The sequence below is a fragment of the Stenotrophomonas sp. YJH_SMC_82 genome, from assembly GCF_059368875.1.
On sequence record NZ_JCAFSE010000001.1, the window covers coordinates 647,582 to 673,935 of the forward strand.

The following is a 26,354-nucleotide window of genomic DNA, read 5'->3' on the forward strand; positions in this document are numbered from 1 at the left end:
ACCTTGATCGGCTGGACAGGAGGGATGGCCGAGGAAGACGGCGCGATGTACCGCGTTACGGGGCACATGCGACAGGTTGCGCCGCTCGTGCTGCCAGCTTCCTTGCCCTCCATCCATGCATGCCTGTGGCGCGAGGCCTTGCGAGGTAGCGTTCATCGGCGTTCCATTGCTCTACGTCATCCGACTATACGACCCGCTCCAGTCGTGCTCAAAGCTGTTGGTCGTGCCAGTCTCAACGTCCTTTCAGGATTGAGTGGAGCGGCGCCGGCACACGGTCACAAGCGAATTGGACACATTGACGATTTCGTCAGACTGTCGAAGCAGGTCTTAACAATTCCCCCGTCGAGCGGTTCAGGTGGGGTAGCAGGGTTCGTAGCATCTGCGGCCGGCCGTATCCTGCCCGCCATGCTTTCCTCCCAAAGCCATCAAGACTTCCGGACGGCCTCGAATCTCTATGGCGGGGCCCAGGCCGGTGAGCGCTGGGCGCTTTGGTACATCGGCCACTGACGCCCCGCGAGTCCCTGCCGATGCGCTGCTGTGCTTCACCCCCGGCCTGCTAAAGTTGCAGCCTGCAACCACGTACCGGAACCGACCATGGACCACGACACCCCGTTCGAACCCCTCAACGATCTCGAGGTGCGCCTGCTGCAGGCCCAGGACGGCACGCTGACCGCAGCGCAGTTCCTCGACGGCCTGCTGACCTCGACGGCGTTCGTGCTGCTGGACAAGGCCATTGGTGAGGATGGCGCCTGGGACGAGAGCATCTCGCCGCTGGTGCTGACCAGCGAGAGCGGCGAGCCGATGTTCGCGGTGTTCACCGCGCCCGAGCGTGCCGGCCTGTGGCACGAGCAGCTGCCGCAGTTTGCCCATGCCATGCCGATCGCGGTGCACGCGCTGCTGGCCGGTATCGGCGACGGCGTCGGCCTGGTGCTGAACCCGGGCCTGGACGTGGGCATGGAGATGATTCCCGATGCCGTGGCCCAGCTGAAGCAGCGTGCGGCGGCGATTACCCGTGGGATGGCGCACTGAAGCCAGTGATATAGGGGTGCCGGCCAGCGGCCGGCACTACCCATGGGAGTCGGTGCGCGGCCGCCACGGCGGTTGCGGATCAGCGGGCGGCGGCGATGGCTTTCACCCGCGCCTTGGCCAGCGCTTCGCCGATGGCCGGGCCCTTCAGATGCGTGGTATCCAGATCCCGCGCCTGCACTGACAGCGCCGCTTGGTGCAGGCGCTTGAGCGTTTCGCCCTGGGGGTAGTCGGCGTCCTCGAAGCCGAGCCGGCCGCGCTTGTCGGCCTCGCAGCACAGTGCGATGCGGGCCACGCGTTCCGGCCGGCGCAGCGCATCACAGCGGCCCAGCAGTTCCAGCACGGTGGCATCGCGCAGTTCGTCGATGCGGTGCACGTTCAAGTGCTCGCGACACACCGCTTCGGCCAGCTGCTGGTGTTCGGCGGGAATCTTCAACCGCGCACACAGTGCCTTCAAGGGCTTGATGCCGCGCTGCTCGTGCATGATGTGGCGCGGCCACTCCTCCGGCGGGGTCAGGCCCTTGCCCAGGTCATGGGTAAGCGCGGCAAAGCCGACCAGGTCATCGCCCGGCGCCAGTTTCGCGGCGGTGTCGCTGACCATTTCCTGATGGATGCCGGTATCGACCTCGGGGTGGAACTCAGCACGTTGCGGCACGCCATACAGCGCTTCCAGCTCGGGCAGGATCGGGCCCAGTGCCTGCGCATCGTGCAGCGTGCGCAGGAAGGCGGAGGGCCGTTCACTGACCAGCGCCTTGCGCAGCTCCTGCCAGACGCGCTCGGGCACCAGCGCGTCCAGCTCGCCGCTGGCGGCGACCTCGCGCATCAGCGCCATGGTCTCTTCGGCGACGGTGAAGCCCAGCGGTGCGAAGCGCGCCATGAACCGGGCCGCGCGCAGCACGCGCAATGGATCTTCCACGAACGCGGGGCCGACATGGCGCAGCACGCGTTGCTCGATATCGCGCACACCGCCGTAGGGATCGACCAGCGTGCCGGTGTCTTCGTCGCAGGCAATCGCGTTGATGGTGAAGTCGCGGCGCTGCAGGTCTTCTTCCAGCGTCACTGCCGGGTCGGCATCGACCACGAAGCCGCGGTAGCCACGGCCGGATTTGCGCTCGGTGCGCGCCAGCGCGTATTCCTCAGCGGTCTTCGGGTGCAGGAACACCGGGAAATCGCGGCCGACGGCGGTGAAGCCCTGCGCTTCCATCTGCGCGGGCGTGGCGCCGACCACCACCCAGTCATGGTCGCCGGCAGGTCGCTGTAGCAGGCGGTCACGCACGGCGCCGCCGACAAGATAGATCTTCATGGCTGGAATCATCGCATGCCCGGCGCAGACGCACCGGTAGTGCCGGCCGCTGGCCGGCAACCGCAGTCACCCCGAAGCTGCCGGCCAGCGGCCTGCACTACCGATACAGCGTCCAGCCCGATCCAGGCCAGCAGGCTCATCGTTTCCCTCCCCAGCGAGTGGATGCCGGGGAATGCCGGCCAGCGACCGGCAGTACTGTGTTGCGATCAATCGCCGCCCTGGTCGGCGTTGGCGGCGCAGCTGAAGCGCTTGCGCTTGTCCACCAGGCGGCCCATCAGGCGATCGCTCAGCGGCAGCGCATCACCATTGAGGCGCCAGTCGTAGATCACGCTGAAGGCCAGCACGCGGGCCACGTACTCGCGGGTTTCCTTGTAGCTGATGGTCTCGATCCACAGGTCCGGATCAAAGCCCGGGCGCTGGCTCTGCCAGCGTGCGGTCGGGGTCGGGCCGGCGTTGTACGCGGCGATGGTCACGTAGGGCAGGCCGTCGTACTTGTTCATCAACTGGCGCAGGTAGGCGGTGCCGATGGCGATGTTGGTGTCCGGGTCGTACAGGCTGTCGGCGCCGCCGTAGCCGGTCAGGCCGATCGACTTGGCCACGCCGGCACCGGTGGCTGGCAGCACCTGCATCAGGCCCATGGCGTTGGCAGGCGAGCGCGCACGCGGGGTGAAGGTGCTCTCGGCGCGGATCTCCGCCGCCACCCAGGCCGGGTCGATTGCGTTGCGTGCCGATTCGCGGCGGATGGTGGCGTCGTGGTGCAGCGGGAAGCGCAGGTCGTACAGGCGCTGCTCCTGCGGCTGCTTGCCGAGCGCGAACACGGCGCGGTCGAACCAGCCGTTGTCCTGCGCCACGCGCACGGCGAGGCGACGCTGGGTGTCATCGAAGCGCGACAGTGCACTGTTCCATTCGGCCACGGCCCAGCCAGCGCGATCGATCTGGTACAACGCCATTGCGCGCTGGATGGCCGGGTCGCGCGCGATCACCGCCTGAGCCTGCGCGCTGTCGTTGGGCTGCCACGGGCACAGCGTGTAGCCCTGCTGCAGCTTGTCGGCGGCGAGGAAGCCGTGGAAGGTCGATGCACGCGCGGCCTCGCGGAACAGCGGCTGCGCCTGCTGGGCCTGGCCGGTCTTCTCCAGCATGCGGCCTTCGAAGTAGCGCCAGCGCGGGTCGCTGCGCTGCTTGCTGCCCATCTTGCGGATGGCGGTCAGCGCCGCGGTCCAGTCGCCGCGGGACATCGCTTCGCGCACGCGCCACTCGTGCAGGCGTTCGTCATAGGCCGACTCCGGCACCGCGTTGAGGCGGCGTGCCGAATCGGGCAGGTAGGACGCCACCGTCCACAGCGCGATCTGGTACAGCACCTGGCCCTGCTGGGCGGCACTCAGCCCCAGTGCCTGCGCGTACTGCGGCAGCTGCTGTTCGGTGGCGGCCGGGTCGGCCTTGGCCAGCTTGGCCAGGCCATCGGTGGCGATGCGCCGGCTGCGCTCGTTGCGGGGCCAGTTCAGGGCGCTGGCGTTGGGCTTGTCGACGAAGGCGGCGTAAGTGTTGGCCAGTGCCAGGTCAGTGGCAGGCAGGCCGCGGGCCGCGCTGCGCATCACGGCGGGCTGCTGCGCGTCGGCGGCAGCATCGATCCGTTCCCAGCGCAGGGCGTCGCTCAGGCCGCCTTGTGCCTGCAGCACGGTGAACACCGCATCGCAGCTGTCCGGCAGCGGCTTGCCGTTCTTGCGCCACAGCTCCTGTGCTTCGCTGATCCACTGCGGATCGACCTTGCCGGTCACCTGGCGCGCGGTCAGCTGCGCACAGCGCAGGCCGGCGTTGTCGGTGGGCGCCCAGTTGGCCAGCAGGGTCGGCCAGTCCTGGCGGCGGGCGAGCGAGGGCAGCCACACGCTGCGGAACGTGCTGGCCACGGCCTGGCCCTCATAGCGCTTGAGGAAGGCCTGTGCCTGCGCGGTATCGACGGTGTCGATGTTGCGGCGCAGGTTGGCGTACTCCAGCCAGCCATACGCCGGATGGCGGCTGAGCGCAGCGGCCTGGCCAGGATCGAACTGGCCGCGTTCGGCGGCCGCGATCGCGGCTTTCAACTGCGCGTTCTGGGCATCGAGGGACTGGGCATTGGCGCAGCCGATCAGCAGCGTGGTGGCCAAGGGCAGCAGGGACAGGGCGGTCGAAGAGCGTCGGGTCATGGCATGCAGCATAGCGGGCAGTGGCTGAATTCAGTTTCGCATTGCGTGCACGCAATGCGTGGGCAACGATAGCTGAATGACTCCGCACAGGCCCCTGCCGCAGGCGGGCGCAGGCGTCGTAACGTCGGCCTTGGGCGAACGGCCCGGCTGCAGGGAGCGGCACATGGCGTTCAGTAGCGCAGGAAGAAGCGGCCCGCTGGCGGACATCAATGTCACGCCACTGGTGGATGTGATGCTGGTGCTGTTGATCATCTTCATCGTAACCGCGCCGATCGTGGCCCGGCCGATTCCCGTGCAGTTGCCACAGGCCACCGATCGCACGATCGATCGCCCCGAACCGCCGCCGCCGATCGAGCTGCGACTGGATGCGTCGAACCAGCTGAGCTGGGATGGCCAGCCGATGGCGATCGGCGATCTGCAGGGGCGCCTGCAGGCGCAGGCCGGCGAGCATGCCGGCAACCTGCCGGAGCTGCGCATCGCCACCGATCCGGCGGCCGAGTACGAAGGCATGGCGCGGATATTGGCTGCGGCCGAAGCCACTGGCATGGAGCGCATTGCCTTCGTGCGGTGAGTTTCGTGCGGTGAGTCCGGCAACGGGCGGCCTGCCATCGGCAGGCCGCTCTTCCTGCGAGGGAACGTGGCATGCGATACGGGACACAGCACGCGGCCTCACTGATGGCCGCCCCCAATCTGGCACCGCTGGTGGATGTGTTGCTGGTGTTGCTGGCGCTGGTGATCACCGCGCTGCCGATGGCGCAGGCGACCGGCCTCCTGGCGCTCCAGCAGCGCACCTCGTGCCCACCCTGGCCGGCGTCCTCACCCCAGCCGATCCACCTGCGCATCGACGCGGCGGGGGCGATGTTCTGGAATGGCCAGCCGCTCGACGCTGTCGCGTTGCAGCGGCACCTGGTGCAGGCGCAGCAGATGCCGCAGCAGCATCGCCCCTGGGTGCACTTGGCGACCGCCGACGACACCGACTACGAAGACATGGCACGCGTGCTGCTGGCCGTGAGCCAGCATGGGCTGCGCGTCGACGCGCCCGGTCACTAGCGCCTGCACCGACAAGTCCCCTTGATGAGTTGTGGCGGATCTCGGCGCGCGCTGACGCAGCCGGCATCAAAGTGGAGGGCGGTGAACAGTACCGTCCGGTTCTAAACGGTCCTCATCTGACGTAAATGGCTGTCAATTGCGTCAATTCCGCGTGAAAGAGTGTCGATCATCACGCCGTGATTTTTACCGCTTGTTTACAAAGGAGACGCTGCCGCCATGCAGGGGGGAGCGCGGCAGTCCATGTCCCGACATTCCTTTGGAGAGAGAGCGAATGAAGCACCTGCACCACCGCCCGTTGGCGGTTGCCGTCACGCTGTGCGTGATGGCCTTGGCACCCCTGGGTGCCGCTGCACAATCCACCACCAACCTCGACGCGGTGGAAGTCACCGGTACCCGCATCAAGCGCGCTGAAGTAGAGGGCCAGGTCCCGATCCAGACCCTGACCCGTGGCGACATCGAACGCACCGGCCTGACCTCGATCGGCGAAGTGCTGCAGCAGCTCACCGGTTCCGGCTCTGCGCTCAACGCCAAGTTCAACTCGTCCGGCAACTTCGGTTTCCCGCCCGATGGCAGTGGCGTGGGTGCCGGCTCGGCGCAGGTCGATCTGCGCCACCTGGGTGCCAAGCGCGTGCTGGTGCTGGTCGACGGCATCCGCTGGGTCAATGAATCGTCGGCGTCCGGTGTGGGCTCGGCCACCGACCTCAACACCATTCCGCTGGCCATCGTCGAGCGCATCGAGGTGCTGGAGGACGGTGCTTCGTCGCTGTACGGCTCCGATGCCATCGCCGGCGTGGTCAACATCATCACCCGCCGCGATTTCGATGGTGGGCAGGTGACGCTGAACTACGGCGAGTACAGCAAGGGCGACGGCACGCAGAAGGGCGTGGACCTGGCCTGGGGCAAGAGTGGCGATCGCTTCAGCCTGTTCCTGGGCGCCAGCTGGACCAAGCAGGACCCGGTATTCGCCAAGGATCGCGAGCAGTCGCGCTTCCCCATTCCCGGTACCGGCCTGGCGTTCGGCAGCGGTGGTATTCCGCAGGGCCGTTTCATGTTCACCGACCCGAACACCGGTGCGGTGCAGAACATCGTGCCCAATACCGGCGTGAGCAATCCGCGGTACGACGGCAGTGCCGGCTGCAGCCGCACGGATGACTATCACTGCTTCACCACCGCCGACCGCTTCAACTTCGCCGAATACAACATGGTGCTGACGCCGTCGGAGCGCAAAGGCCTGTTCGGCCAGTTCCGCTTTGACATCACCGACAACGTGCAGTGGTACATCAAGGCGCTGGGCAACCGCCGCGAGTCGACCAACCAGGCCGGCCCCGAGCCGCTGTTCTTCGGCCCCGATGGCGCCACCGGCAATCCGTTGGCCGACAACATCGTGGTCTCGCGCCTGAACCCGTACAACCCGTTCGGCTTCGATCTCGTCTCCGGCGACAACATGAGCCTGATCGGTCGTCGCCCGGTGGAGGGCGGTGCGCGCGTGTTCAAGCAGAAAGTGGACACCACCTACTTCGCCACCGGCCTGGTCGGTGACTTCCATGCCGCCGACCGCAGCTGGTACTGGGACGTCAACGGCATGTACAGCAAGAACAAGGCCGAGCAGACCAACTACGGCAGCTATGACATCTACAAGGTGAACATGGCGCTGGGCGATCCCGCGGTGTGCGCGGCCACGCCTGGCTGCGTGCCGTTGAACATCTTCGGTGGCGCCGGTTCGATCACCCCGGACATGCTGAAGTGGATCCAGCCGGTGGTGCGCGACCGCAGCCAGAACGAACTGAGCCTGTTCACCGCCAACCTGTCCAGCGAGCTGTTCTCGCTGCCGGCCGGTCCGGTGTCCTTCGCCACCGGCTTCGAGTACCGCAAGTACAAGGGCGCCTACCAGCCCGATCCGCTGACGGTGATCGGCCACTACAACGGCGTGCCGTCGCAACCGACCTCCGGTTCCTACGACGTCAACGAGGCCTACCTGGAGTTGAGCGTGCCGATCTTCGCCGACTCCTCGTTCGGCAAGAAGCTGGACCTGAGCCTGGCCGGCCGCTATTCGGACTACTCCACCTTCGGCGGCGAGTTCACGCCCAAGTACGGCCTGCGCTGGCAGGTGACCGATGACTTCGTGCTGCGCACCACGTACGCCGAGGGCTTCCGCGCACCGTCCATCGGTGAGCTGTACGGCTCTGCCGCACGTGCCGACCTGCAGCTGTTCGATCCGTGCTCGGTGGGCCTGGGCGGCACGCCGCCGCGTGGCAGCGCGGCCAACTGTGCTGCACTGGGCGTCCCGGCCGGCTTCCAGCAGGCCAACTCGCAGATCTCGGTGACCACCGGCGGCAACCGCGAGCTGGACCCGGAACGCTCGCGCAGTTTCAGCGCGGGCTTCGTGTGGAGCCCGTGGTTCGGCAACAACGCCTCGTGGTCGGAGCGCTTCGATGTGGAAGTCACTTTCTACCGCCATGCCATCGATGGTGCGATCCAGGCCATCAACGCGCAGACCCAGCTGGACCTGTGCGTGGATACACTGGACCCGATCTACTGCAACGGCATCACCCGTGCCAGCACCGGTGCGGTCAGCAGCTTCAACAACCGCCTGACCAACCTGGGTTCGATCAAGACCGACGGTTGGGACGTGGATCTGTTCTGGACGCTGCCGCAGACCTCCATCGGCCAGTTCAAGCTGGGGTGGAAGAACACCTTCGTCGGCCGTTACGAGGCCACTGGCGCGGCCGGGCAGAAGCAGCCGCAGAAGCCGGGCGTGGAAGTGGCCGACAGCTCGATCCCGGAGTGGACCAGCAATGCCAGCCTCGGCTGGACGATGGATCGCTGGAGCGCCAACTGGACGGTGCGCCACATCTCCGAACTGACCGAGAACTGCGGCGATGCGGCGGCCTTCCCGGTGTGCAGCAATCAGGCTGCGGGCACCAACACGCTGTCGGCCACCACCTTCCACGACATGCAGGTGGGCTACAAGATCGACTGGATGAAGGGGTTGCAGCTGACCGCCGGCCTGAACAACGTGTTCGACAAGGATCCGCCGATCTGCCTGTCGTGCTCGTTGAACGGGTATGACGCCTCGACCTACGACATTCCGCGTGGTCGTTACTGGTACCTGCGCGCGGACCTGCGCTTCTGATGTGACGGTGGCAGCGCCGGTCAGTTCCGGCGCTGCCTTGCGGGTGTAGAGCCGAGCCCGCGCTCGGCTGATTCTCTGAGCCGAGCATGGGCTCGGCTCTACAGGTGCGGGGCGTGCGAACCCCGCGTCTGATCAGAACGCCCAGGTGAACGTCAGCGAGCCATTGCGGCCATCGCCGTAGGCACCGTAGCCGTTGATCTGCGACAGGTACTTCTTGTCCAGCAGGTTGTTGAGGTTGGCCTGCACGCTGAACTCCGGCGAGATGCGGTAACGCACGAAGGCGCTGACCAGCGCGTAGCCGCTCTGTTCGATGCGGCCGTAGGCCGGCACCGGGTAGTAGATGCGGTTCTGCCAGTTGGCGCCGCCGCCGACGGTCAGTGCCTGCAGCGACTGCGGGGTGTAGCTGGTGAACAGCTTCAATGCGGTCTGCGGCAGGTTGGTGTTGATGTCGGCGCCGTTGATGTCCTTGGCCACATAGCGCGACGCACCGAAGGTCGCATTCCAGCCCGGGGCGAGTTCGCCGTTCAGCTCGAACTCGAAGCCGCGGCTGACGGTGCCACGTGCAGCGCGATAGGCGAACTCGTTCTGGCTGCCCTGCACGGGTTCACCGGTGGCCTGGCCGACGTTGTCCTGTTCGATGCGGAACACGGCCAGCGAGGCGTTCAGGCGGTTGTCGAACCACGCGCCCTTGACGCCCACTTCGTAGCTCTTTCCATCGACCGGATCGAGGTAGCCGCCATTGCGGTCCTTCAGCGTCTGCGGCTGGAAAATCTCGGTGTAGCTGGCGTAGGTCGAGTACGTCCCGTTGATGTCGAAGACCAGGCCAGCGTACGGCGTGGTCACCTTGTGCGCGCGGTCGGCGCCTTCACCCTCGCTCTTCCAGTCGGTGTAGCGTGCGCCGATGATCAGCTTCAGCGGATCGGCCAGCGACAGGCGAGCGGCCGCGTAACCGGCCTTCTGCGTGATGGTGCCCTCGCTGGCCAGGGCCAGCGGGTTCCAGTTCGGCTCACCGATCTTGCCCGTCCAGTTCAGATAGCTGGCGAACGGATCCCAGGGCTGGCCCGGGCCACCGACCTGGTAGTCGCCGTAGTTGGCGTACTCGCGCCTGTTGTAGCTGAGGCCGGCCATCAGCTGGTGCTCGCGGCCAAACAGCTGGAACGGGCCATCCACGTAGCCGTCGACGCCAGTGACCTTGCGCTCGGTGTTGTACAGGCCTGCGGACGGCGAGATGCCCGCGCCAGTGGTCCGGTCGAAGTTCGAGGCGCCCGTGGTCCAGTCGTTGTAGGCGGGGTAGAACAGCTTGTCGTCGGCCCTGGTCTCATCGTGCGTGGCACCCACCTTGAACTTCCAGCCGTTGCTGAAGGCGTGTTGCAGGGTGGCGAAGGCCCGCTTGCTGGTGGTGTCCCAATAGGTCCACTCCGGGCTGGCGTTGAACGATCCGTCGTAGCCGGTGCGCGAGCCATCCGAATACAGCATCGGGAAGCCGCCCCAGGTCGCACCATTGGCGCGCTTCTGCTGGTAGTCGTAGCCCACGCTCAGCTGGGTGCCCGGGGTCAGGTCGGCATCAATGACGGCGTAGCCCAGCGTCTTGCGCTGGTTGTAGCGGTCCATCTGGCCGTCGGTATCCAGGTAGCTGCCGATCACGCGACCGCGCACGCTGCCGCTGGCGTTGAGCGCGCTGCCCACATCCACCGTGGTGCGGGTGCGGCCCCAGCTGCCGACGTTCACCGACACGCTGCCGGTCAGCTCGGCGCTGTCGGCATGCTTGCGGATCAGGTTCACCGAAGCGGACGGGTTGCCGGCGCCGCTGAGCAGGCCGGTGGCGCCGCGCACCACTTCCACGCGGTCGTACAGCGCCAGATCCAGGCCGGAGTCACCGTAGCTCCAGTTCTGCACCATCTGCGTCGGCAGGCCGTCGAACTGGTAGGCGTCGATGTAGAACCCACGCGCGTAGAACTCGGTGCGCTCGCTGTCGGACTGGGTGCTGGTCACGCCGGTGGTGTTGGCCAGCACGTCGATGATGTCGTCGAGCTTCTGATCTTCGATGCGCTGGTGGCTGATGATGCTGACCGACTGCGGGATCTCGCGCGGTGCCAGGTCGAAGCGGGTACCGGCCGAGGTGCGGCGCACCGAATAGCCTTCGGCGCGTTCGCCCTTGACCACGACCTTGTCCAGCGTGGTCGGGTCGGCGGCGGTGTCGGCGAAGGCGGCCGGGGCCAGGGCGCAGAGTGCAACGAGTACGGCAACGGACAGCCGCTGCGGCTGCGGGATACGGAAGGCGGAACAGGTCATGGGGGTCCTGGACGAGCACGCGCGCTCGGCCGGCATCCAGAAGGCGAGGCGCTACGGGTGGGAAACGGGCGGGCAGGCCGTCCTGGCACCACCGGAAACGAAAGAAATGGTAATACGAACTATTCCTATTTACAAATCATGAACGAGGTAGGCACTCACGCGGGCCGCGACGCAGCGCATGGGGTTCAGCGCAGCAGCGGCAGCGGATCGCGCGCGCCATCGGCGCCGTAGATGCCCCAGTGCAGGTGGGGCGGCGTGCCCTTGGCATTGCCGCTGTCGCCTACATGCCCGAGCAGGTCGCCGGCCTGGACCACCTGGCCGCGCGCCAGGCCCTCGGCCCAGTCGTCCAGATGGGCGTAGTAGTAACGTTCGCGCCCGGGCCCGATCACCCAGACCTGGCGGCCACCGAGGCCGCGCTCGCTGACGTCCGCGATGACGCCGGCAGTGACGCTGCGCACCGCGGTGCCGCGCTTGGCGAAGATGTCGATGCCGGCGTGGGAGCGGTCACGGCCACGTGGTGCGCCGAAAGTGTCGGCGATCTGGCGCGGCCGCACGCCGTCCACCGGCACCGCCAGTTGCGTGGCCGGCGGCATACGAGAGAGTGTCCACAGCAGCTTCGGCGCAGCGGCCCATGGGCTGTTCCACAGCGCCATCGCGGCAATGAGGGCGATGGCCAGCCACAGGCCGCGCAGCAACCAGCGGCGCAGGCGACGGGCGGGGGAGGGCGATGTGTTCATGGTCTCCGACTGTAGCGCCGAGCCATCTTCGGCGGCTGTTGCTGTGCGGTCAAAGCGCAGTCGAGCATGGCTCAGCGCTACAGAACCGGGGCCAGCGGCACTTCGAAACTGCGCTTCAACGTCCCCAGCGCGACCGACGTACGGAAGCGTTCGATGTTGTCATCGCCGCCGAACAACCGCTCGGTTATGGCCTCGTACTCTTCCATCGACGCCGCCGAAAGCAGCAGCAGGAAATCGCCGTCGCCAGTGATCGAGTAGCACTGCTGCACGGCCGGGTCGTCCTGTACGCGGCGCTTGAACGGCGCTACGCGTTCACGCTGCTCGCTGACCACGCGCACCTCGACGATGATGGTCAGTGGCCGCCCGACCTGGGCGGCGGCGATCACCGCCACATTGGCCGCGATCACGCCGCTGTCCTGCAGGCGCTTGATGCGGCGCTGCACGGCCGGTGTGGACAGGTGCACGGCCTCGGCGATTTCGCGCTGCGGCAGGGTGTTGTCCCGTTGCAGCAGGTCGAGGATGGCGCGGTCGAAGCTGTCGAGCACGGGGGCGGTGGCCATGGCGAGCAGAAGTTGCACGAACGGGCCGTCAATTGAGCCAAGTGCTCGGCGCTGGCGCAATAGACTTTGCCCATGCAGACCTCACGACTCGCGCCGATGTTGCCGGCGCTGGCGGTGCTCGGCTCGGTCACCTCGCTGGCCATCGGCACATCCTACGCAAAACACCTGTTCCCGCTGATCGGCGCGCAGGGCACCAGCGCGCTGCGCGTGGGCTTCTCGGCGCTGTTGTTGCTGCTGTTCTGGCGGCCGTGGCGCTGGAAGACCAGCCGCCCGGATGCGATCACCATCCTGCGCTACGGCCTCACCCTGGGCCTGATGAACCTGCTGTTCTACATGGCCCTGCGCACCATTCCCTTCGGCATCGCGGTGGCCATCGAATTCACCGGGCCGCTGACGGTGGCCATGCTGTCGTCGCGACGGCCGATCGATTTCCTCTGGGTGGGCTGTGCGGCGGTGGGGCTGCTGTTGCTGCTGCCGATCGGCGGTGGTCCGGCGCTGGATCCCGCTGGCGTGCTGTATGCGATGGGGGCTGCGGCGTGCTGGGGCCTGTACATCGTGTTCGGCAAGCGTGCCGGCCACCTGCACGCCGGGCATTCGGTGTCGCTGGGGCTGCTGGCGGCGTCGCTGGTGGTGGTGCCGGTGGGCGTGGTGCACGCCGGCGCCGCGCTGCTCGATCCGAAGATCCTGGCCGCCGGGCTGCTGGTGGCGCTGGTGTCCAGCGCGATCCCGATGTCACTGGAGATGATGGCGCTCAAGCGCCTGCCGAAGGAGACCTTCGGCATCCTGATCAGCATGGAACCGGCGGTGGCCGCGCTGTGGGCGATGCTGCTGCTGCACGAGCACCTGCATGGGCTGCAGTGGCTGGCGATCGGCTGCACGGTGCTGGCCTCGGTGGGCAGCACGATGACCGCGCGGCGCCTGAAGGCACCCGTCACCGCCTGAAAAAAAGGGGACGGAGGGGATTAAGTCGTTTATGCCCCGATTTAGGGGAGCGCCGGGCGGCGCCCGGCGCAGAGCGTGCGGACCAACGGTCCGCACCTACCGTAACGGCGGGTCAGCGCAGGGCGTCGGCCGGGACGTCGATCTGCATCGCCAGGGCGAGGTGATCGGAGAACGCGGCTGGTACGGCTTCCACGGTACGAGTCTGCAGGCCACTGCTGACCAGGATGTGGTCGATGGCGCGGTCGGGGCGCCAGCTGGGGAAGGTCGGCACGATGCAGCCCGGGGGCTGCAGCCGGGTCTTCTGGTACAGCACCTGCATTTCCGGGCGTTCGGCCAGGCAGTTGAAGTCGCCCATCAGCACCGCGTTGGGGTGGTCGGACAGCAGCTCGGCGATGAAGCCCAGCTGCGACATCCGCGAGCCCGCGCCCAATGACAGATGCGCCACCGCCACCGCCAGGCCATCGGTACCATCGCCGAACTTGGCCAGCAGCACGCCGCGCCCGCCGATGCGGCCGGGCAGGGCATGGTCCTGCACTTCCACCGGTTCCAGCTTGCTCAGCAGGCCATTGGCACTGGATGCCACGCCGCCCATGCGCCGGTTCGGCTGGTGGCTCCAGTAGTTGAAGCCGGCGCGCTGGGCCAGGTAGTGGGTCTGGTTGGTGAAGCCCGAGCGCAGGCTGCCCGGATCGGCCTCCTGCAGGCCGACGATGTCATGGTCGCGCGCCAGGGTGGCGATCGCGTCCAGGCTGCTGCGCTTGCGCCCCGCCGGCAGCGCATGTGACCAGCTGCGGGTCACATAGTCGCTGTAGCGGCGAGTACTTGAGCCGGCCTGGATGTTGGCCGTCAGCAAGCGCAGGGTCCGTGTACGGGGGGAATTCACGGCCGGGAAATGCTTCTCTTGGATCAGTGAGCCTGGGCCGCACCGCGTTCGCGGGCGATCAGGTGGTCGGCGATGCGCAGCATGTCCGGGAAGCTCTTGCCCTTCACCAGGTACTTGCCGTTGACGATGATCGACGGGGTGCCGCTGATCTGGCTGCGCTGGGCGAACTGCTTGGCCGAGTTGGTCTTGGCGTTCACCGCGAAGCTGCCCATGGTGGCGGCGAACTGCTTCGGATCCACGCCATAGGTGGCGTAGAACTTGGCGATGTCTTCCACCGAGTCACGGCCGCGCTCGCCCTTCAGGGTCTTCTGCGAGTGGATGGCGGCGTACAGCGCTTCGTGGGTCTTCTCCTGCACGCCCAGGGTCTGCGCGGCGTAGAAGGCACGGGCGTAGTCATCCCAGGTGCCGCCGAACATGGCCGGCACGTAGACGAAGTTCACGTCGCTGGGCAGGCCGGCCTTCCACGGGCCGACCAGCGGCTGGAATGCGGCGCAGGCCGGGCAGACGTAGCCGAAGATCTCGGTCACTTCGATCTTGCCGGCAGCCGGCTGGAACGGCTGGCCGTTCGGGATCACCTGGTAATCGGCGCCTTCCACCGGGGCCGGGCCGGTCAGCGCGGCGGTGGTCGGGGCCGGCGCCGCGGCGGGGGCGGCTTCGGCCGGGGCCTTTTCGCCTTCGGCGGCAGCCGGAGCAGTGCCTTCGCTGCCCGTGGCCGGCGCAGCGGCCGGTTCGGCGGTGGCCGGGGCGGCTGCCGGTGCGGCCGGGGCCGCGGTGGTGTTGGTGCTGCCGTCATCAGCCTTGCAGGCAGCCAGGATCGGCAGCAGCGCTGCGAGGGCGAGGGCGTAACGGATCTTCATGGAAACGTCTCCAGCATCTGGAAAGGTGGGGGCCGGCGCCAGGCGCCAGCCAGGGGGAAATGATGACATGCGGCGGCGACAGCGCCGTGTCGAGGGTGGGCGTTGGTTCAGCGGCCGCGGGCGGCGCGGGCCTGCGCGATCAGCGCCGAGGCGATGCGCAGCTGGTCGTCGAAGCTGTTGCCCCGCACCAGGTACTGGCCGTTGATGATGATGGCCGGGGTGCCCGGGATCTTGGTGCGCTGGGCGAACGCGCGCGCGGCCTCGACCTTCTTCTGCACGGCATCGCCGCGCAGCGCCTGGAGGTAGCGGTCCGGGGTCACGCCGTAGGCCTTGTAGAACGTGGCGAGCTCATCGGCCGAGACGTTCTGCATCGGCAGCGATCCCTGCTCGTGCAGGGCCTTGAACACGGCAGCGTGGCTGCGCTTGGCCACGCCGACTTCGTCGGCGGCGTAGTAGGCCAGTGCCCAGGCATCCCAGGCGCCACCGAAGGCGGCCGGGACCGGGGTGAAGCGCACGTCGGCCGGCAGCTTGGCCGCCCAGGCTTCCAGTTGTGGCTCGAAATGGGCGCAGTGCGGGCAGGTGTAGCCGAAGACCTCGACCACCTCGATCTTGCCGGCCAGCGGCTGGAACGGGCCCGGCTGGGCGATGCGCTCGTAGTCTTTGCCCTCGACCAGCGGGGCATTGGCGGGGGTGGCGGCGCAGGCTGCCAGCGGCAGCAGCACCAGCACGGACAACAGCAGGCGGGAAATCAACCTCATCGACACGCATCTCCGTTGAAAAAAGCAACGCCGGCGCGGTCGCCGGCGTGAAGGAAACATACCGCAGCCGTGGGCCGGCGTCGCGGCCCGGGCCGACCAGTGGTGGTCAGGGGGCGGCAGCCGGTTGCGTCGGCGTGGCCGCAGCGGCCACATCGTCGGCCTTGTTGTGCAGGCCCTGCAGGTAGCTCGACAGCGCCTGCACCTCCTGCTCGCTGAGCTTCTGCGCGACCGTGGCCATGATCTGGAAGTGCGCCTTGTCGGTCTCGTTGGTCTGGCCGGCCTGGTACTCCTGCAGGCGGCGCGCGACATAGCTGGCGTGCTGCCCACCGAGGTGCGGATAGGCCGGGCCGGGATTGCCGGCACCGCTGGGGCCGTGGCAGGCCATGCAGGCCGGCAGGCCGCGCTTGGCATCGCCGCCGCGGTACAGCTGCTGGCCGATCTCGTAGAACTTCATGCCCTTGTAGGGGCCATCGGTCACTGCCGTGTCATCGGCGATGCCGGCGTTGGCCTTCTGCGTGGCGAAGTAGGCGCCGATATCGCGCATGTCCTGCGGGGTGAGGTTCTGCACGAACGGCACCATCGCCACCGCCGCGCCGGAACTGCGCTGGCCGTTGGCGATCAGGGCCATCTGCTGGGCCACGTAGCGCTCGCTCTGGCCGGCAATGGACGGGTACATCTCCACCGTGGAGTTGCCGTCGGCACCATGGCAGGCCGCGCAGGCCGTCGCCTTGGTCTGGCCGGCCTTGGCATCGCCCCAGTGGGTCTTGCTGAAGTCCACCTCCAGCGAGGCGGTATTGATCGGCCCGTTGTCGGGCAGCGGGGTCAACGTGGTCTGCGCGAACGCAGCAGCGGCAACGACTACAGCAGTGGCAAGGGCGGATACGGCAAGAACGCGAGCGTGGCGCATGCTGAAGCTCCGTATGGACCGGGCCGGACGGTGGCCGCCGGCATCGCCCGGATTATCAACGGCGTTTCCGCGCACGGTCAACGCAGCAGTGCAGCAAAATGGCCGCAGCGGCCGCCGGCACGGGCGCGCGGCGCCGCAACATGCGATCCTAGGCACATGTCATTGCTCATCGAACGCGCCCGTTACCACCTTTCGGCCCACAACGTGCGGCAGCTGCCGCCCGACGAAGGGGCTGAAGTGGCCTTCGCCGGCCGCTCCAACGCCGGCAAGTCCAGCGCGCTCAACGCGCTGACCCGCCAGAACGCCCTGGCCCGTGTCTCCAAGACCCCCGGCCGCACCCAGCAGTTGGTGTTCTTCCAGGTCACCCCGGAAGCGCATCTGGTCGACCTGCCCGGTTACGGCTACGCCAAGGTGCCGCTGGACCTGCAGGCGCACTGGCAGGCCTTCATTGACAAGTATTTCCGCACCCGCGAGGCCCTCAAGGGCCTGGTGGTGGTGATGGACATCCGCCACCCCCTGAAGGACTACGACCGGCAGATGCTGTCCTATGCCGTGCAGCGTGGCCTGCCGGCGCACGCGTTGCTGACCAAGGCCGACAAGCTCAGCCGCAGCCAGCAGATGCAGTCCCTGCAGAAGGTGCGCAAGGAGCTGCAATCGGCTTACGGTGACAGCGTCAGCGTGCAGGTGTTCTCCGGCGAAGACCGTACCGGCGTGGACGAAGCCCGCGGCGTGATCGGCGGCTGGCTGGGGCTGGAATAAGGCTCTCCGGTCGCCCGGCTGGCAGCCGGGCGCTACCCGATCGGGTGGGTGCCGACCTTGGTCGGCACACCCTCACAACGGCGAATACTCCGCCGGCACCCACGCATAGGCCTGGCCCTCGCCACGCACATGGCCCAGGCCCGGGAACGGCAGGTGCGCACCGGCCACCCACCAACCGTTGGCGGTGGCCTGCTGCAGCAGCCCGCGACGGCTGGCGATGGCCGCCTTGCGGTCCGAATCGGCCTCGAATGCCGCTTCCGGGTGCGCGAACTGCACCGCATGGAAGTGCAGCACATCACCCCACACCAGCAGTGACTGGCCCTGGCTGTCGAACCGGTAGGAGACATGGCCGGGGGTATGGCCGTGGGTGTCCATCGCCACCGCGCCACCGGGCAGGGCATCGCCGGGGCTGAACGTGCGCAGGTGGCCGCTGGCCTGGTAGGGCGCGACCGCGTTGCGTGCCAGCGGGAAGGCGAAGCGCACGCCCTTCGGCGCCGTGGCCTCGCTGGCCGGGCTGAGCCAGTAATCGGCATCGGCCTTGGACAGCCACACCGTGGCATTCGGGTAGGCCGGCTTGCCCTGCGCGTCGAGCACGCCGCACAGATGGTCCGGGTGGGCGTGGGTCAGCAGCACCTCGTCCACCTCGGCCGGGTCCACGCCGGAGGCGCGCAGGTTGCCCAGCACCTGGCCCAGGCCGGGGCCGAAGCACTGCGCGGTGCCGGTATCGACCAGGGTCAGGTGGTTGCCCTGGCGCACCAGGAAGGCGTTGATCGCGGTCTGCAGACCCTTCTTGTCTTCCGGTACGTAGCGGCCTTCCAACAGGCGGCTGACCAGTGTCGGCGGCACGTCGACCACTTCCTGCCGGCCCAGCGCGACCACGCCGTCGAACAGGGCGGTGACCTGCAGCGCACCAACGCGCTGGTGGTAGACGCCGGGCACCTGCTGGGTGGGAGCGGGCGAGGTGGCTTCGGCCAGTGCAGCCAGCGGCAGGGACGACAGGGCCAGCAGCAGGGCGCCGCGCAGCGGCAGGGGACGCAGGATCATGGCGGTTCTCGGTGGATGACGGGCGGTTCCGTTGTGCCCAGCTTGCCGTGGCCGGCGTGTGCACGGCGCTCAAACCACTGCGCGGAATGCTCAGGGAAGGGGGGGGGGGGCTGCAGGGCTGCGCCCTGCACCCGCAGAGGCAACGGCAATGGCCGAAGCAACAGCAACAGCGGGCTATCCGTGGGATGGCGGCGCGGGTCCGGTTGCGGGAGACGCCCTAAACCCCGCTCCGCGGTCCGGCCCAGTCGCTGGCGGCTGGGCATTCGGGCGCTTGCGAAGCAGTGCTTCGCAAGCAAAGCGCCCTCACCCATGGGGGCTTGGCCGCGGCATCCATGCCGCAGACACTCCCGCAACCGGACCCACCCCGCCTTCGACAGTTTTCCGCGATCTGTCAGCTCGCGGGGTCAGATCCGTTTTCCGCAGGAAAACGGATCTGACCCCAGATCGATTTCGATATCTGACAGATGTGTCGACCAAGGTCGACACCTACCAACAGCCGCCGGAATCTGTCGAAGGCGGGGCACTGTGGGTTGGCGGGGTGTGAGCCGCATGGATGCGGCGACCAAGCCCCCATGGACGGGTTTACGGCGTCCCCGCAAACCCACAGTGCCCCGCCATCCCACGGGATGCACGCTATTGCTGTTGCTCTTGCTCTTGCTTCGGCAGGTGCAGGGCGCAGCCCTGCCGAACCCCCTCAAATATCTGTGGGAGCCAGCCCGTACTGCTCGGCGAAGCGCTTGCTGAAACTGGCCGCAGACCGGTAGCCCGCGCGCGCGGCCACGGTCTTCAACGGCAGGTCGGTGGTGTAGAGCAGCTGCATGCCATGTGCCAGCCGGGCCTCGGTGAGCAGCTGGCGCAGGCTGGTGTCCTCGGCCGCCAGGCGACGGCGCAGGGTCGCGCCGCTCAGCGCGAACTGTTCTTCCACATCGCGTGATTGCCAGTCGCGTGCTGGTTCGGCGGCGATGCGGTCGCGGATCTGTTCGCCCAGGCTCGGCGCCTGCGGCAGCAGCAGGTTGCCGTGGCCCTGTCGGCACAGGGTCAGCACCAGCGAGGCCAGGGCCAGCCGCGCGTCGCTGTAACGGCCGTCCTGCAGCGATTGCCGCCACTGGCGCAGCACCGCGCCATGGTCGATCAACGGCAGTCGCGCCATCGCCTGGCCGGGGGCGGGAAGCTCTTCGTTCCAGAGCGTACGCGCCGCCGCCAGCACTTCGGTGCAGAGCGGCACGATGGCACTGAGGTAGCGGCCGCTGCAGGGATCGGGGGTGTTGACCACGTCGATGCGGCACCGCTGGGTCAGCAGCAGGATGTCGCCGGGAACGAACGTCAGCGACTGGTGTGCGGTACGTACCTGCTTGCGGCCTTCCAGCAGGATCGCGAACTGCGGTTGCGGAACCTCCACCGAGCTGGCGCCATGCTCGCGGCGTGCGGTGATGCAGGCATAGCCCTCGGCGCGCCCGCAGCCGGCCAGGCTGGCCATCTCGGCCAGCAACGCAGTGGCCGCTGGCAGCATGCCGGTCATGACACCTGGGCACCGAACAGGCGACCGACGCCGGCCGCCGCAGCCATCGCCAGCGCGCCCCAGAACATCACCCGGACCGCGCCGCGTACAGGCGGTGCGCCCCCGGCCTGGGCCGCCACCGCGCCGGTCAGGCACAGGCCGAGCAGGGTGCTGGCCGTGGTCATCAACGCAACCTTGTCGGTCGGCGCGAGCAGGGCGGTCAGCACCGGCAGCGCCGCACCGCAGGTGAACGCACCGGCCGAGGCCAGCGCCGCCTGCAGCGGGCGCGCGCGCAGGGTGTCAGTGATGCCCAGCTCATCGCGGGCGTGGGCACCCAGTGCATCGTGGGCGGTAAGCTGTTCGGCCACCTGCCGGGCCAATGCAGGCTCCAGGCCGCGGTGGCGGTAGATCGCGGCCAGCTCCTCCAGTTCGCTGTGCGGGTCTTCGCGCAGCTCGCGCTTTTCCATTGCCAGGTCGGCCGCTTCGGTGTCGGCCTGGGTCTGCACCGACACATACTCGCCGGCGGCCATCGACATCGCGCCGGCCACGGTGCCGGCCACGCCGGTGGCAAGGATAGTGGTGGCGGAGGCGCCGCTGGCCGCCACGCCGACCACCAGGCCGGCCACCGAGACGATGCCATCGTTGGCCCCCAGCACGGCGGCACGCAACCAGCCGACGCGCTCGGAGCGGTGCAGTTCGGGGTGTCGCGAATGACGGTTCATGACGCCGAGTGTACGAGGGTCAAGAGGGCGTCGGTAGGATGCTGAAACCCGTCACCGTCGCATGACGCAACGGGGTGCCACGCTATAGTGCGCCCTTGCGATGGAAGGCCGCGAGCCCCACATCCCCCGCCACCGTCCAGCGAGCCTTCCCCTTGTCGAGCCCCAGCCACGTCGCCGATACCCCCATTACCGACCGCTCGCAGCTGGTGGAGGTGATCGCCTCCGGCGAGAAGCCCAGCGCGCAGTGGCGCATCGGCACCGAGCACGAGAAGTTCGGGTTCCGCCTGGATGACCTGCGCCCGCCGACCTTCGAGGGCGAGCGCGGCATCGAAGCGTTGCTCAACGGCCTGGTCCGCTTCGGCTGGGAGCCGGTGCAGGAAAACGGCAACACGATCGCGCTGCTGCGCGACGGTGCCTCGGTGACGCTGGAACCGGCTGGACAGCTGGAACTGTCCGGCGCGGCGCTGGAGACCATCCACCAGACCTGCGTGGAGACCGGCACCCACCTCAACGAAGTGGCACAGGTGGCCGGCGAACTGCAGCTGGGTTTCCTCGGCATGGGCTTCCAGCCGAAGTGGAAGCGCGATGAAATGCCCTGGATGCCGAAGGGGCGCTACAAGATCATGCGCTCGTACATGCCCAAGGTCGGTTCGCTGGGCCTGGACATGATGACCCGCACCTGCACGGTGCAGGTGAACCTGGACTACGCCACCGAAGCGGACATGGTGAAGAAGTTCCGCGTGTCGCTGGCGCTGCAGCCGATCGCCACCGCGCTGTTCGCCGATTCGCCGTTCACCGAAGGCAAGCCGAACGGTTACCTGAGCTACCGCTCGCACATCTGGACCGACACCGACGCCGACCGCACCGGCATGCTCGACTTCGTGTTCGAGGATGGTTTTGGTTACGAGCGCTATGTCGACTACCTGCTCGACGTGCCGATGTATTTCTCCTACCGCGATGGCATCTACCACGACGCCAGCGGGCAGAGCTTCCGCGATTTCATGCAGGCCAGGCTGCCGGTGCTGCCGGGTGTGCTGCCGACGCTGCGCGACTGGTCGGACCACATGACCACCGCGTTCCCGGAAGTGCGCCTGAAGAAGTACCTGGAAATGCGCGGTGCCGATGGTGGCCCGTGGAGCCGCCTGTGTGCGCTGCCGGCATTCTGGGTGGGCCTGTTGTATGACGACACCGCACTGGATGCCGCCTGGGACCTGGTACGCGATTTCACCTTGGCCGAGCGCCATGCACTGCGCGACGGCGTGCCGAAGCATGCGATGAACCTGCCGTTCCGCAATGGCACGGTGCGCGACCTGGCCCGCGAAGCGGTGAAGATTTCCGTCGAAGGCCTCAGGCGCCGTGCGGCGCGCAATGCCGACGGCCAGGACGAGAGCAAGTTCCTGGACGTGCTGCAGGAGATCGTCGAATCCGGCCTGACCCCGGCCGAGCGCAAGCTGGCGCTGTTCCATGGCCGCTGGCACGGCGACGTCGATCCGGTGTTCCGCGAGTTCGCGTACTGAGTGGATTGCGGTAGTGCCGGCCGCTGGCCGGCAGATGTATGGGGTTGCCGGCGAGCGGCCGGCACTACCAGAAGAAAAACCCCGGCATTGCCGGGGTTTTTCTTTTTCGCATCTGCCCTGGATCAGGCGGCGTTCTGCATCGTCGCCATGTCGATCACGAAGCGGTAGCGCACATCGTTCTTCGCCATGCGTTCCCAGGCTTCGTTGACGTTCTTGATGTCGATGATCTCGACGTCGCTGACGATGCCGTGCTCGGCACAGAAGTCCATCATTTCCTGGGTTTCGGCCATGCCGCCGATTGCCGAGCCGGTCAGGTGCTTGCGGCCGAAGATCACGCTGCCGCCGGTCAGCGGCGGGTCCAGTTCGGTCAGCACGCCGACCAGGCACATGGTGGCCTCGCGCTTGAGCAGGCCCATGTACGGGTTGGTGTCATGGCCGACCGGGATGGTGTTGAGCAGGAAGTCGAAGCTGCCGGCGTGCGCCTTCATCTGCGCGGCATCGCGCGAGACCAGTACCTCATCGGCGCCCAGGCGCTTGGCATCGGCACCCTTTTCCGGCGTGGTGGTGATCATCACGACGTGCGCGCCCAGTGCCTTGGCGAACTTCACGCCCATGTGGCCGAGGCCACCGAGACCGATCACGCCCACCTTCTGCCCCGGGCCGACCTTCCAGTGGCGCAGCGGCGACCAGGTGGTGATGCCGGCGCACAACAGCGGGGCGGCCGCCTTCAGGTCGAGGGTGTCGGACACCTTCACCACGAAGCGCTGCTCGACCACCACGTGGTCGGAATAGCCGCCGTAGGTCGGCGCGCCGGTTTCGCGTTCACGGCCGTTGTAGGTCCAGGTCGCGCCTTCGGCGCAATATTGCTCCAGATCGTGCTCACAGGCGTCGCAGTGGCGGCACGAGTCGACCATGCAGCCGACGCCGGCGTGGTCGCCAACCTTGAAGCGGGTGACGTTGCTGCCGACTTCGGTCACCCGGCCGATGATCTCGTGGCCCGGCACCATCGGGTAGATCGAGCCACCCCAGTCATCGCGGGCCTGGTGCAGGTCGGAATGGCAGATGCCGCTGTAGAGGATCTCGATGCGCACGTCGTCCGGGCCGACCGCGCGGCGTTCGAACTCGTACGGGACCAGCGGGTCGGTATGGGAATGGGCGGCGTAACCACGGGCGAGGGACATGGGGAATCCTTGGCAGGGTTTATCGAAAGGCGTTTTACAATACGCCCCGCAACCAGCAGCAAGAAGCGCGGATATCGGCATGATTCATCAAGTGAAACTGCACAATCGTGGCCACTGACAACCTCTCCCACCTGGCCGCGTTCGCCGCGGTCGCCCGCCACCGCAGCTTCCGCCGTGCCGGCGCCGAGCTGGCGCTGTCGACCTCGGCGGTGAGCTACGCGATCCGCGCGCTGGAGGAACGGTTGGGGGTGGGCCTGTTCCATCGCACCACCCGCAGCGTGGCCCTGACCGAGGCCGGGCAGCGCCTGCTGGAGCGCCTGCAGCCGGCGTTGGGGCAGGTGCACGACGCACTGGAAGAAATGAACCACTTCCGCGCAGCCCCGGCCGGCCTGCTGCGCATCAACGCCACCCGCGCGGCGGTACCGACCCAGTTGGGGCCGAGGCTGGCGCGCTTCCTGCACGCCCATCCCGACGTGCGGGTGGAGCTGACCGAAAATGACGGCCTGGTCGACATCGTCGCCGAGGGCTACGACGCCGGCGTGCGCCTGCATGAGTTCGTGCCGGAGGACATGGTGGCGGTGCCGATGGGGCCGCCACTGCGCGGGCTGATCGTCGGCTCGCCGGACTACCTGCGGCGTCGGCCGGCACCGCAGCATCCGCGCGACCTGGCCGCGCACGAATGCATCCGCTTCCGCTTCGCCAGTGGGCACCTGTACAAGTGGCAGTTCGAGCGCGATGGGCAGGCGCTGGAGATCGACGTGCCCGGGCGGTTGACCCTGTGCGAGCAGGGCACGATCGTGCGCGCCGTTCTGGATGGCATCGGCCTGGCGTACGTGCTGGAAGACACGGCAAGGCCGTACATCGAATCGGGGCAGATGGTGGCGGTGCTGGAAGACTGGAGCGAGCCGTTTGCCGGCTTCGCGCTGTACTACCCGAAGCAGCGGCAGATGCCGGGCGCGTTGCGTGCGTTCGTGGATATGTTGCGCGAGTGAGTTGCGATGGATGACGTGGTGCCGACCAACGGTCGGCACCCACCGGGGCAGGCCATTGCCAACCAACGGTCGGCACCTGCCGGGGCAGGGCGTTGCCGATCAACGAATCGACATCGGCCGGTAGATCCACGCCATGCGTGGATGGCACCACGCTACGGCCCTTGCAACACCGGCGCCAACAACGCCACGCACTCACGCAGATGCATCTCCACCGGCGCATCCTCGGCCACCACGCCGATCACGCGTTCGCGCAGCGGCTCGGCCACGGCCATCGCCAGGATCAGCCGCGCCATGCATGCGGAATCTCCCTCGCGCAGCAGTCCACGCTGCTGCTGACGTGCCAGCCAGTCGGCCAGCAGCGCACGGCCGCGTTCGATGCCGTTGTCGAGGTAGGCCTGCAGCAGCGCGTCCTTGCCGGGGAAATCGGTGGCCAGCAGGCGGAACACCTGCACCGCCTGCGCCGATAGCGCCTGCGTGCACACCGCGTGCAGGATGTCCTGCAGCAACGGCACGACCTCTTGGGCATTGCGCGCATCACGCTGCAGCTGTGGCGCGAAGCCGTCGGTCCACTCACGCACCGCCAACCCGACCAGCTCCTCGCGGTTGCTGGCATGGCGGTACACGGTCTTCTTCGCCACCCCGGCGTGCGCCGCCACCGCTTCAATGGTGGTGGCCTCGTAACCCTGTGCCAGCAGCAGCTCCAGCGTCGCCTGCAGCACCGCGTGGCGGACTTCGGCTTCCGGTCGCGCAGGGCGGCCACGGCGGCGGGTCGGTGATGTGGGCGCGGGCAGGGTGGTGCTGTTCATTGCGCCCATCTTACCGCATCCGGTTAATTGCGAAACGGAAAGCGTTTCCTTATTGTCGGGTCTCCCAACCCGTAGGAGACTCCCATGGATACCGCTGTGAACGCTCGCCCCTGGCTGGACCACCACGATCTGCTGGACCCGGCGCCGATGCATCTGGAAACCGGCATCCAGCGCCGCGAAGACGGCACGCTGCTGGTGGCTGTGCGCACCGATCTGCACGGCTGCAAGGGCCGCATGCTGGACTGGTGGTTCACCTTCTTCGAGACCACCCAGCACATCCGCTGGTGGCATCCGGTCGATCACGTCGAGCATCGCGGCTGGGACGCGGCCTGGCAGCGCGGGCGCAGCTACCACGGCGCCAGCATCCATGCGGTGGAATCGCTCGCTGACATTCCGCCGGTGGCGGCGCGCCTGAAGTTCCATGACCCGCGCACCTTGCTGGTGCCCGAACGCCTGCAGGCGGCACAGGATGCAGGCCATGTATCGGCGGTGATCGCCGCGCGCATCGGCTTCGGTGATCACGTGCGTCTGGATGTACAGGGCGATCCCTGCGATGGGCAGATGCTGCATGTGGCGCGCGATACGCCGTTTGGCTGCGTGCTGCGCAGCCGCTTCGTGCTCGGCCTGGACAGCGCCGATCCGCGTCGCGATGCCGGCGACGCGGTCGGCCTGGGCCTGCTCAGGCACTGCTATACGGAGTTCAGTTTCCTGTCGCGGCTGCTGCCTTCGCTGTACTACGGCGAGCGCGCCAACGGCGAAGCAGTGCCGTTGCCGTGGTGAACGGCGCGCCGGTCATTCAACCAGCGCATCGTAGCCTTCGCCACTGAACTGGATCAGGCAGAAGCCATGCCCGAACGGATCGGCCAGTACGGCGATGCGTCCCCAGCGACGCTCGCGCACGGACTGCTCGAGTGTCGCCCCGGCCGCAACTGCACGTGCCAGCGCGGCTTCAATGTCATCCACCACCCAGTCCAGGTGCAGCGGCGTCCAATGACGCTCGTAGTCGCGCACGTCGCCGTCTTCCGTGGCGGCGCTGCCGGCGTCGTTGTGCAGCAGGTAGAGCGGCGTTGGCCCACCGAGCAGCTCCACGGCGCCCGGGCCGAGACGGCGGCCGATGCGCAGGCCGAAGGCCCGGATGTAGAAGTCTTCGGCGGCGGCCAGGTCGGGCACGTCCATGTTGACGATGAAGCTGTGGGCAGTGGCGTTCATG

At 67.7% G+C, this 26,354-nt stretch carries 24 protein-coding genes; 9 read left to right on the forward strand and 15 right to left on the reverse strand.

Going from position 1 to position 26,354, the window contains the following annotated elements:
- Positions 1 to 594: 594 nt before the first annotated feature.
- Positions 595 to 1,029, forward strand: a complete 435-nt coding sequence (locus tag AC5P53_RS02965; protein WP_005419309.1) for an SseB family protein — start codon at positions 595 to 597, stop codon at positions 1,027 to 1,029.
- 79 nt (positions 1,030 to 1,108) lie between these two features.
- Here the strand turns inward: AC5P53_RS02965 and AC5P53_RS02970 are convergent, their stop codons facing one another.
- Both AC5P53_RS02970 and AC5P53_RS02975 read right to left on the reverse strand, forming a co-directional pair.
- Complete coding sequence (locus AC5P53_RS02970; protein WP_053495110.1) at positions 1,109 to 2,329, reverse strand: multifunctional CCA addition/repair protein; 1,221 nt, start codon at positions 2,327 to 2,329, stop codon at positions 1,109 to 1,111.
- 206 nt (positions 2,330 to 2,535) lie between these two features.
- Entirely contained in the window at positions 2,536 to 4,521 is a 1,986-nt protein-coding gene (locus AC5P53_RS02975; protein ID WP_014648411.1) for a transglycosylase SLT domain-containing protein, read from the reverse strand.
- Positions 4,522 to 4,672: 151 nt separating this feature from the next.
- On the opposite strand from AC5P53_RS02975, the gene AC5P53_RS02980 reads away from it, so the two are divergent.
- From AC5P53_RS02980 to AC5P53_RS02990, 3 genes are all read left to right on the forward strand, one after another.
- Positions 4,673 to 5,080: an ExbD/TolR family protein gene (locus AC5P53_RS02980; RefSeq protein WP_014648410.1), complete on the forward strand. Its 408-nt coding sequence runs from the start codon at positions 4,673 to 4,675 to the stop codon at positions 5,078 to 5,080.
- Between the two features lie 104 nt (positions 5,081 to 5,184).
- Entirely contained in the window at positions 5,185 to 5,559 is a 375-nt protein-coding gene (locus AC5P53_RS02985) for an ExbD/TolR family protein (RefSeq protein WP_014648409.1), read from the forward strand.
- 271 nt (positions 5,560 to 5,830) lie between these two features.
- Positions 5,831 to 8,692, forward strand: coding sequence for a TonB-dependent receptor plug domain-containing protein (locus tag AC5P53_RS02990; RefSeq protein ID WP_032957323.1), 2,862 nt, complete (start codon positions 5,831 to 5,833; stop codon positions 8,690 to 8,692).
- A gap of 132 nt (positions 8,693 to 8,824) precedes the next feature.
- On the opposite strand, the gene fhuE is transcribed toward AC5P53_RS02990, so the two are convergent.
- The 3 genes from fhuE to AC5P53_RS03005 all read right to left on the reverse strand — a co-directional run bounded on the left by fhuE (position 8,825) and on the right by AC5P53_RS03005 (position 12,281).
- Positions 8,825 to 10,984: a ferric-rhodotorulic acid/ferric-coprogen receptor FhuE gene (fhuE, locus tag AC5P53_RS02995; protein WP_049440677.1), complete on the reverse strand. Its 2,160-nt coding sequence runs from the start codon at positions 10,982 to 10,984 to the stop codon at positions 8,825 to 8,827.
- Positions 10,985 to 11,169: 185 nt separating this feature from the next.
- Positions 11,170 to 11,721 (reverse strand): M23 family metallopeptidase, encoded by a 552-nt coding sequence (locus AC5P53_RS03000; protein ID WP_046432517.1) that lies wholly within the window; start codon positions 11,719 to 11,721, stop codon positions 11,170 to 11,172.
- A 77-nt stretch (positions 11,722 to 11,798) separates the two neighbouring features.
- Positions 11,799 to 12,281: an Lrp/AsnC family transcriptional regulator gene (locus tag AC5P53_RS03005; protein WP_049440675.1), complete on the reverse strand. Its 483-nt coding sequence runs from the start codon at positions 12,279 to 12,281 to the stop codon at positions 11,799 to 11,801.
- 72 nt (positions 12,282 to 12,353) lie between these two features.
- On the opposite strand from AC5P53_RS03005, the gene AC5P53_RS03010 reads away from it, so the two are divergent.
- Positions 12,354 to 13,223: an EamA family transporter gene (locus AC5P53_RS03010; RefSeq protein ID WP_100438132.1), complete on the forward strand. Its 870-nt coding sequence runs from the start codon at positions 12,354 to 12,356 to the stop codon at positions 13,221 to 13,223.
- Between the two features lie 112 nt (positions 13,224 to 13,335).
- Here the strand turns inward: AC5P53_RS03010 and AC5P53_RS03015 are convergent, their stop codons facing one another.
- The 4 genes from AC5P53_RS03015 to AC5P53_RS03030 form a co-directional block, all read right to left on the reverse strand.
- Positions 13,336 to 14,073 carry an endonuclease/exonuclease/phosphatase family protein gene (locus tag AC5P53_RS03015; RefSeq protein WP_021202520.1) on the reverse strand — a complete coding sequence of 246 codons (738 nt, stop codon included), beginning with the start codon at positions 14,071 to 14,073 and terminating at the stop codon, positions 13,336 to 13,338.
- A gap of 53 nt (positions 14,074 to 14,126) precedes the next feature.
- Complete coding sequence (locus AC5P53_RS03020) at positions 14,127 to 14,960, reverse strand: thiol:disulfide interchange protein DsbA/DsbL (RefSeq protein ID WP_049440671.1); 834 nt, start codon at positions 14,958 to 14,960, stop codon at positions 14,127 to 14,129.
- 107 nt (positions 14,961 to 15,067) lie between these two features.
- Complete coding sequence (locus AC5P53_RS03025) at positions 15,068 to 15,718, reverse strand: thiol:disulfide interchange protein DsbA/DsbL (protein ID WP_032960695.1); 651 nt, start codon at positions 15,716 to 15,718, stop codon at positions 15,068 to 15,070.
- Positions 15,719 to 15,824: 106 nt separating this feature from the next.
- Complete coding sequence (locus tag AC5P53_RS03030; RefSeq protein ID WP_014648400.1) at positions 15,825 to 16,625, reverse strand: c-type cytochrome; 801 nt, start codon at positions 16,623 to 16,625, stop codon at positions 15,825 to 15,827.
- Between the two features lie 156 nt (positions 16,626 to 16,781).
- Between AC5P53_RS03030 and yihA the strand changes: the two genes are divergently transcribed.
- Positions 16,782 to 17,384: a ribosome biogenesis GTP-binding protein YihA/YsxC gene (yihA, locus tag AC5P53_RS03035; RefSeq protein ID WP_005411022.1), complete on the forward strand. Its 603-nt coding sequence runs from the start codon at positions 16,782 to 16,784 to the stop codon at positions 17,382 to 17,384.
- A gap of 72 nt (positions 17,385 to 17,456) precedes the next feature.
- Here the strand turns inward: yihA and AC5P53_RS03040 are convergent, their stop codons facing one another.
- The 3 genes from AC5P53_RS03040 to AC5P53_RS03050 all read right to left on the reverse strand — a co-directional run bounded on the left by AC5P53_RS03040 (position 17,457) and on the right by AC5P53_RS03050 (position 20,648).
- On the reverse strand, positions 17,457 to 18,428 hold the full coding sequence (locus AC5P53_RS03040) for an MBL fold metallo-hydrolase (RefSeq protein WP_046432495.1): 972 nt from the start codon (positions 18,426 to 18,428) through the stop codon (positions 17,457 to 17,459).
- 694 nt (positions 18,429 to 19,122) lie between these two features.
- Positions 19,123 to 19,947, reverse strand: a complete 825-nt coding sequence (locus tag AC5P53_RS03045; RefSeq protein ID WP_069117884.1) for a helix-turn-helix transcriptional regulator — start codon at positions 19,945 to 19,947, stop codon at positions 19,123 to 19,125.
- Complete coding sequence (locus AC5P53_RS03050; protein WP_014648397.1) at positions 19,944 to 20,648, reverse strand: VIT1/CCC1 transporter family protein; 705 nt, start codon at positions 20,646 to 20,648, stop codon at positions 19,944 to 19,946. Before AC5P53_RS03050 ends, AC5P53_RS03045 begins: the two co-directional genes overlap by 4 nt.
- 152 nt (positions 20,649 to 20,800) lie before the next feature.
- On the opposite strand from AC5P53_RS03050, the gene AC5P53_RS03055 reads away from it, so the two are divergent.
- Positions 20,801 to 22,165, forward strand: a complete 1,365-nt coding sequence (locus AC5P53_RS03055; protein ID WP_241887108.1) for a glutamate--cysteine ligase — start codon at positions 20,801 to 20,803, stop codon at positions 22,163 to 22,165.
- A gap of 122 nt (positions 22,166 to 22,287) precedes the next feature.
- On the opposite strand, the gene AC5P53_RS03060 is transcribed toward AC5P53_RS03055, so the two are convergent.
- Positions 22,288 to 23,346 (reverse strand): NAD(P)-dependent alcohol dehydrogenase, encoded by a 1,059-nt coding sequence (locus AC5P53_RS03060; protein WP_014648395.1) that lies wholly within the window; start codon positions 23,344 to 23,346, stop codon positions 22,288 to 22,290.
- 107 nt (positions 23,347 to 23,453) lie between these two features.
- On the opposite strand from AC5P53_RS03060, the gene AC5P53_RS03065 reads away from it, so the two are divergent.
- Positions 23,454 to 24,338 carry a LysR family transcriptional regulator gene (locus AC5P53_RS03065; RefSeq protein ID WP_014648394.1) on the forward strand — a complete coding sequence of 295 codons (885 nt, stop codon included), beginning with the start codon at positions 23,454 to 23,456 and terminating at the stop codon, positions 24,336 to 24,338.
- Positions 24,339 to 24,490: 152 nt separating this feature from the next.
- Here the strand turns inward: AC5P53_RS03065 and AC5P53_RS03070 are convergent, their stop codons facing one another.
- Positions 24,491 to 25,153, reverse strand: coding sequence for a TetR/AcrR family transcriptional regulator (locus AC5P53_RS03070; protein WP_049440662.1), 663 nt, complete (start codon positions 25,151 to 25,153; stop codon positions 24,491 to 24,493).
- A gap of 75 nt (positions 25,154 to 25,228) precedes the next feature.
- On the opposite strand from AC5P53_RS03070, the gene AC5P53_RS03075 reads away from it, so the two are divergent.
- The gene (locus AC5P53_RS03075; RefSeq protein WP_049440661.1) at positions 25,229 to 25,924 is read left to right on the forward strand and encodes a DAPG hydrolase family protein; all 696 of its coding nucleotides are present in this window, start codon (positions 25,229 to 25,231) and stop codon (positions 25,922 to 25,924) included.
- A 12-nt stretch (positions 25,925 to 25,936) separates the two neighbouring features.
- Here the strand turns inward: AC5P53_RS03075 and AC5P53_RS03080 are convergent, their stop codons facing one another.
- Positions 25,937 to 26,353 carry a VOC family protein gene (locus AC5P53_RS03080; protein WP_014648391.1) on the reverse strand — a complete coding sequence of 139 codons (417 nt, stop codon included), beginning with the start codon at positions 26,351 to 26,353 and terminating at the stop codon, positions 25,937 to 25,939.
- Between the last annotated feature and the right edge of the window lies 1 nt (position 26,354).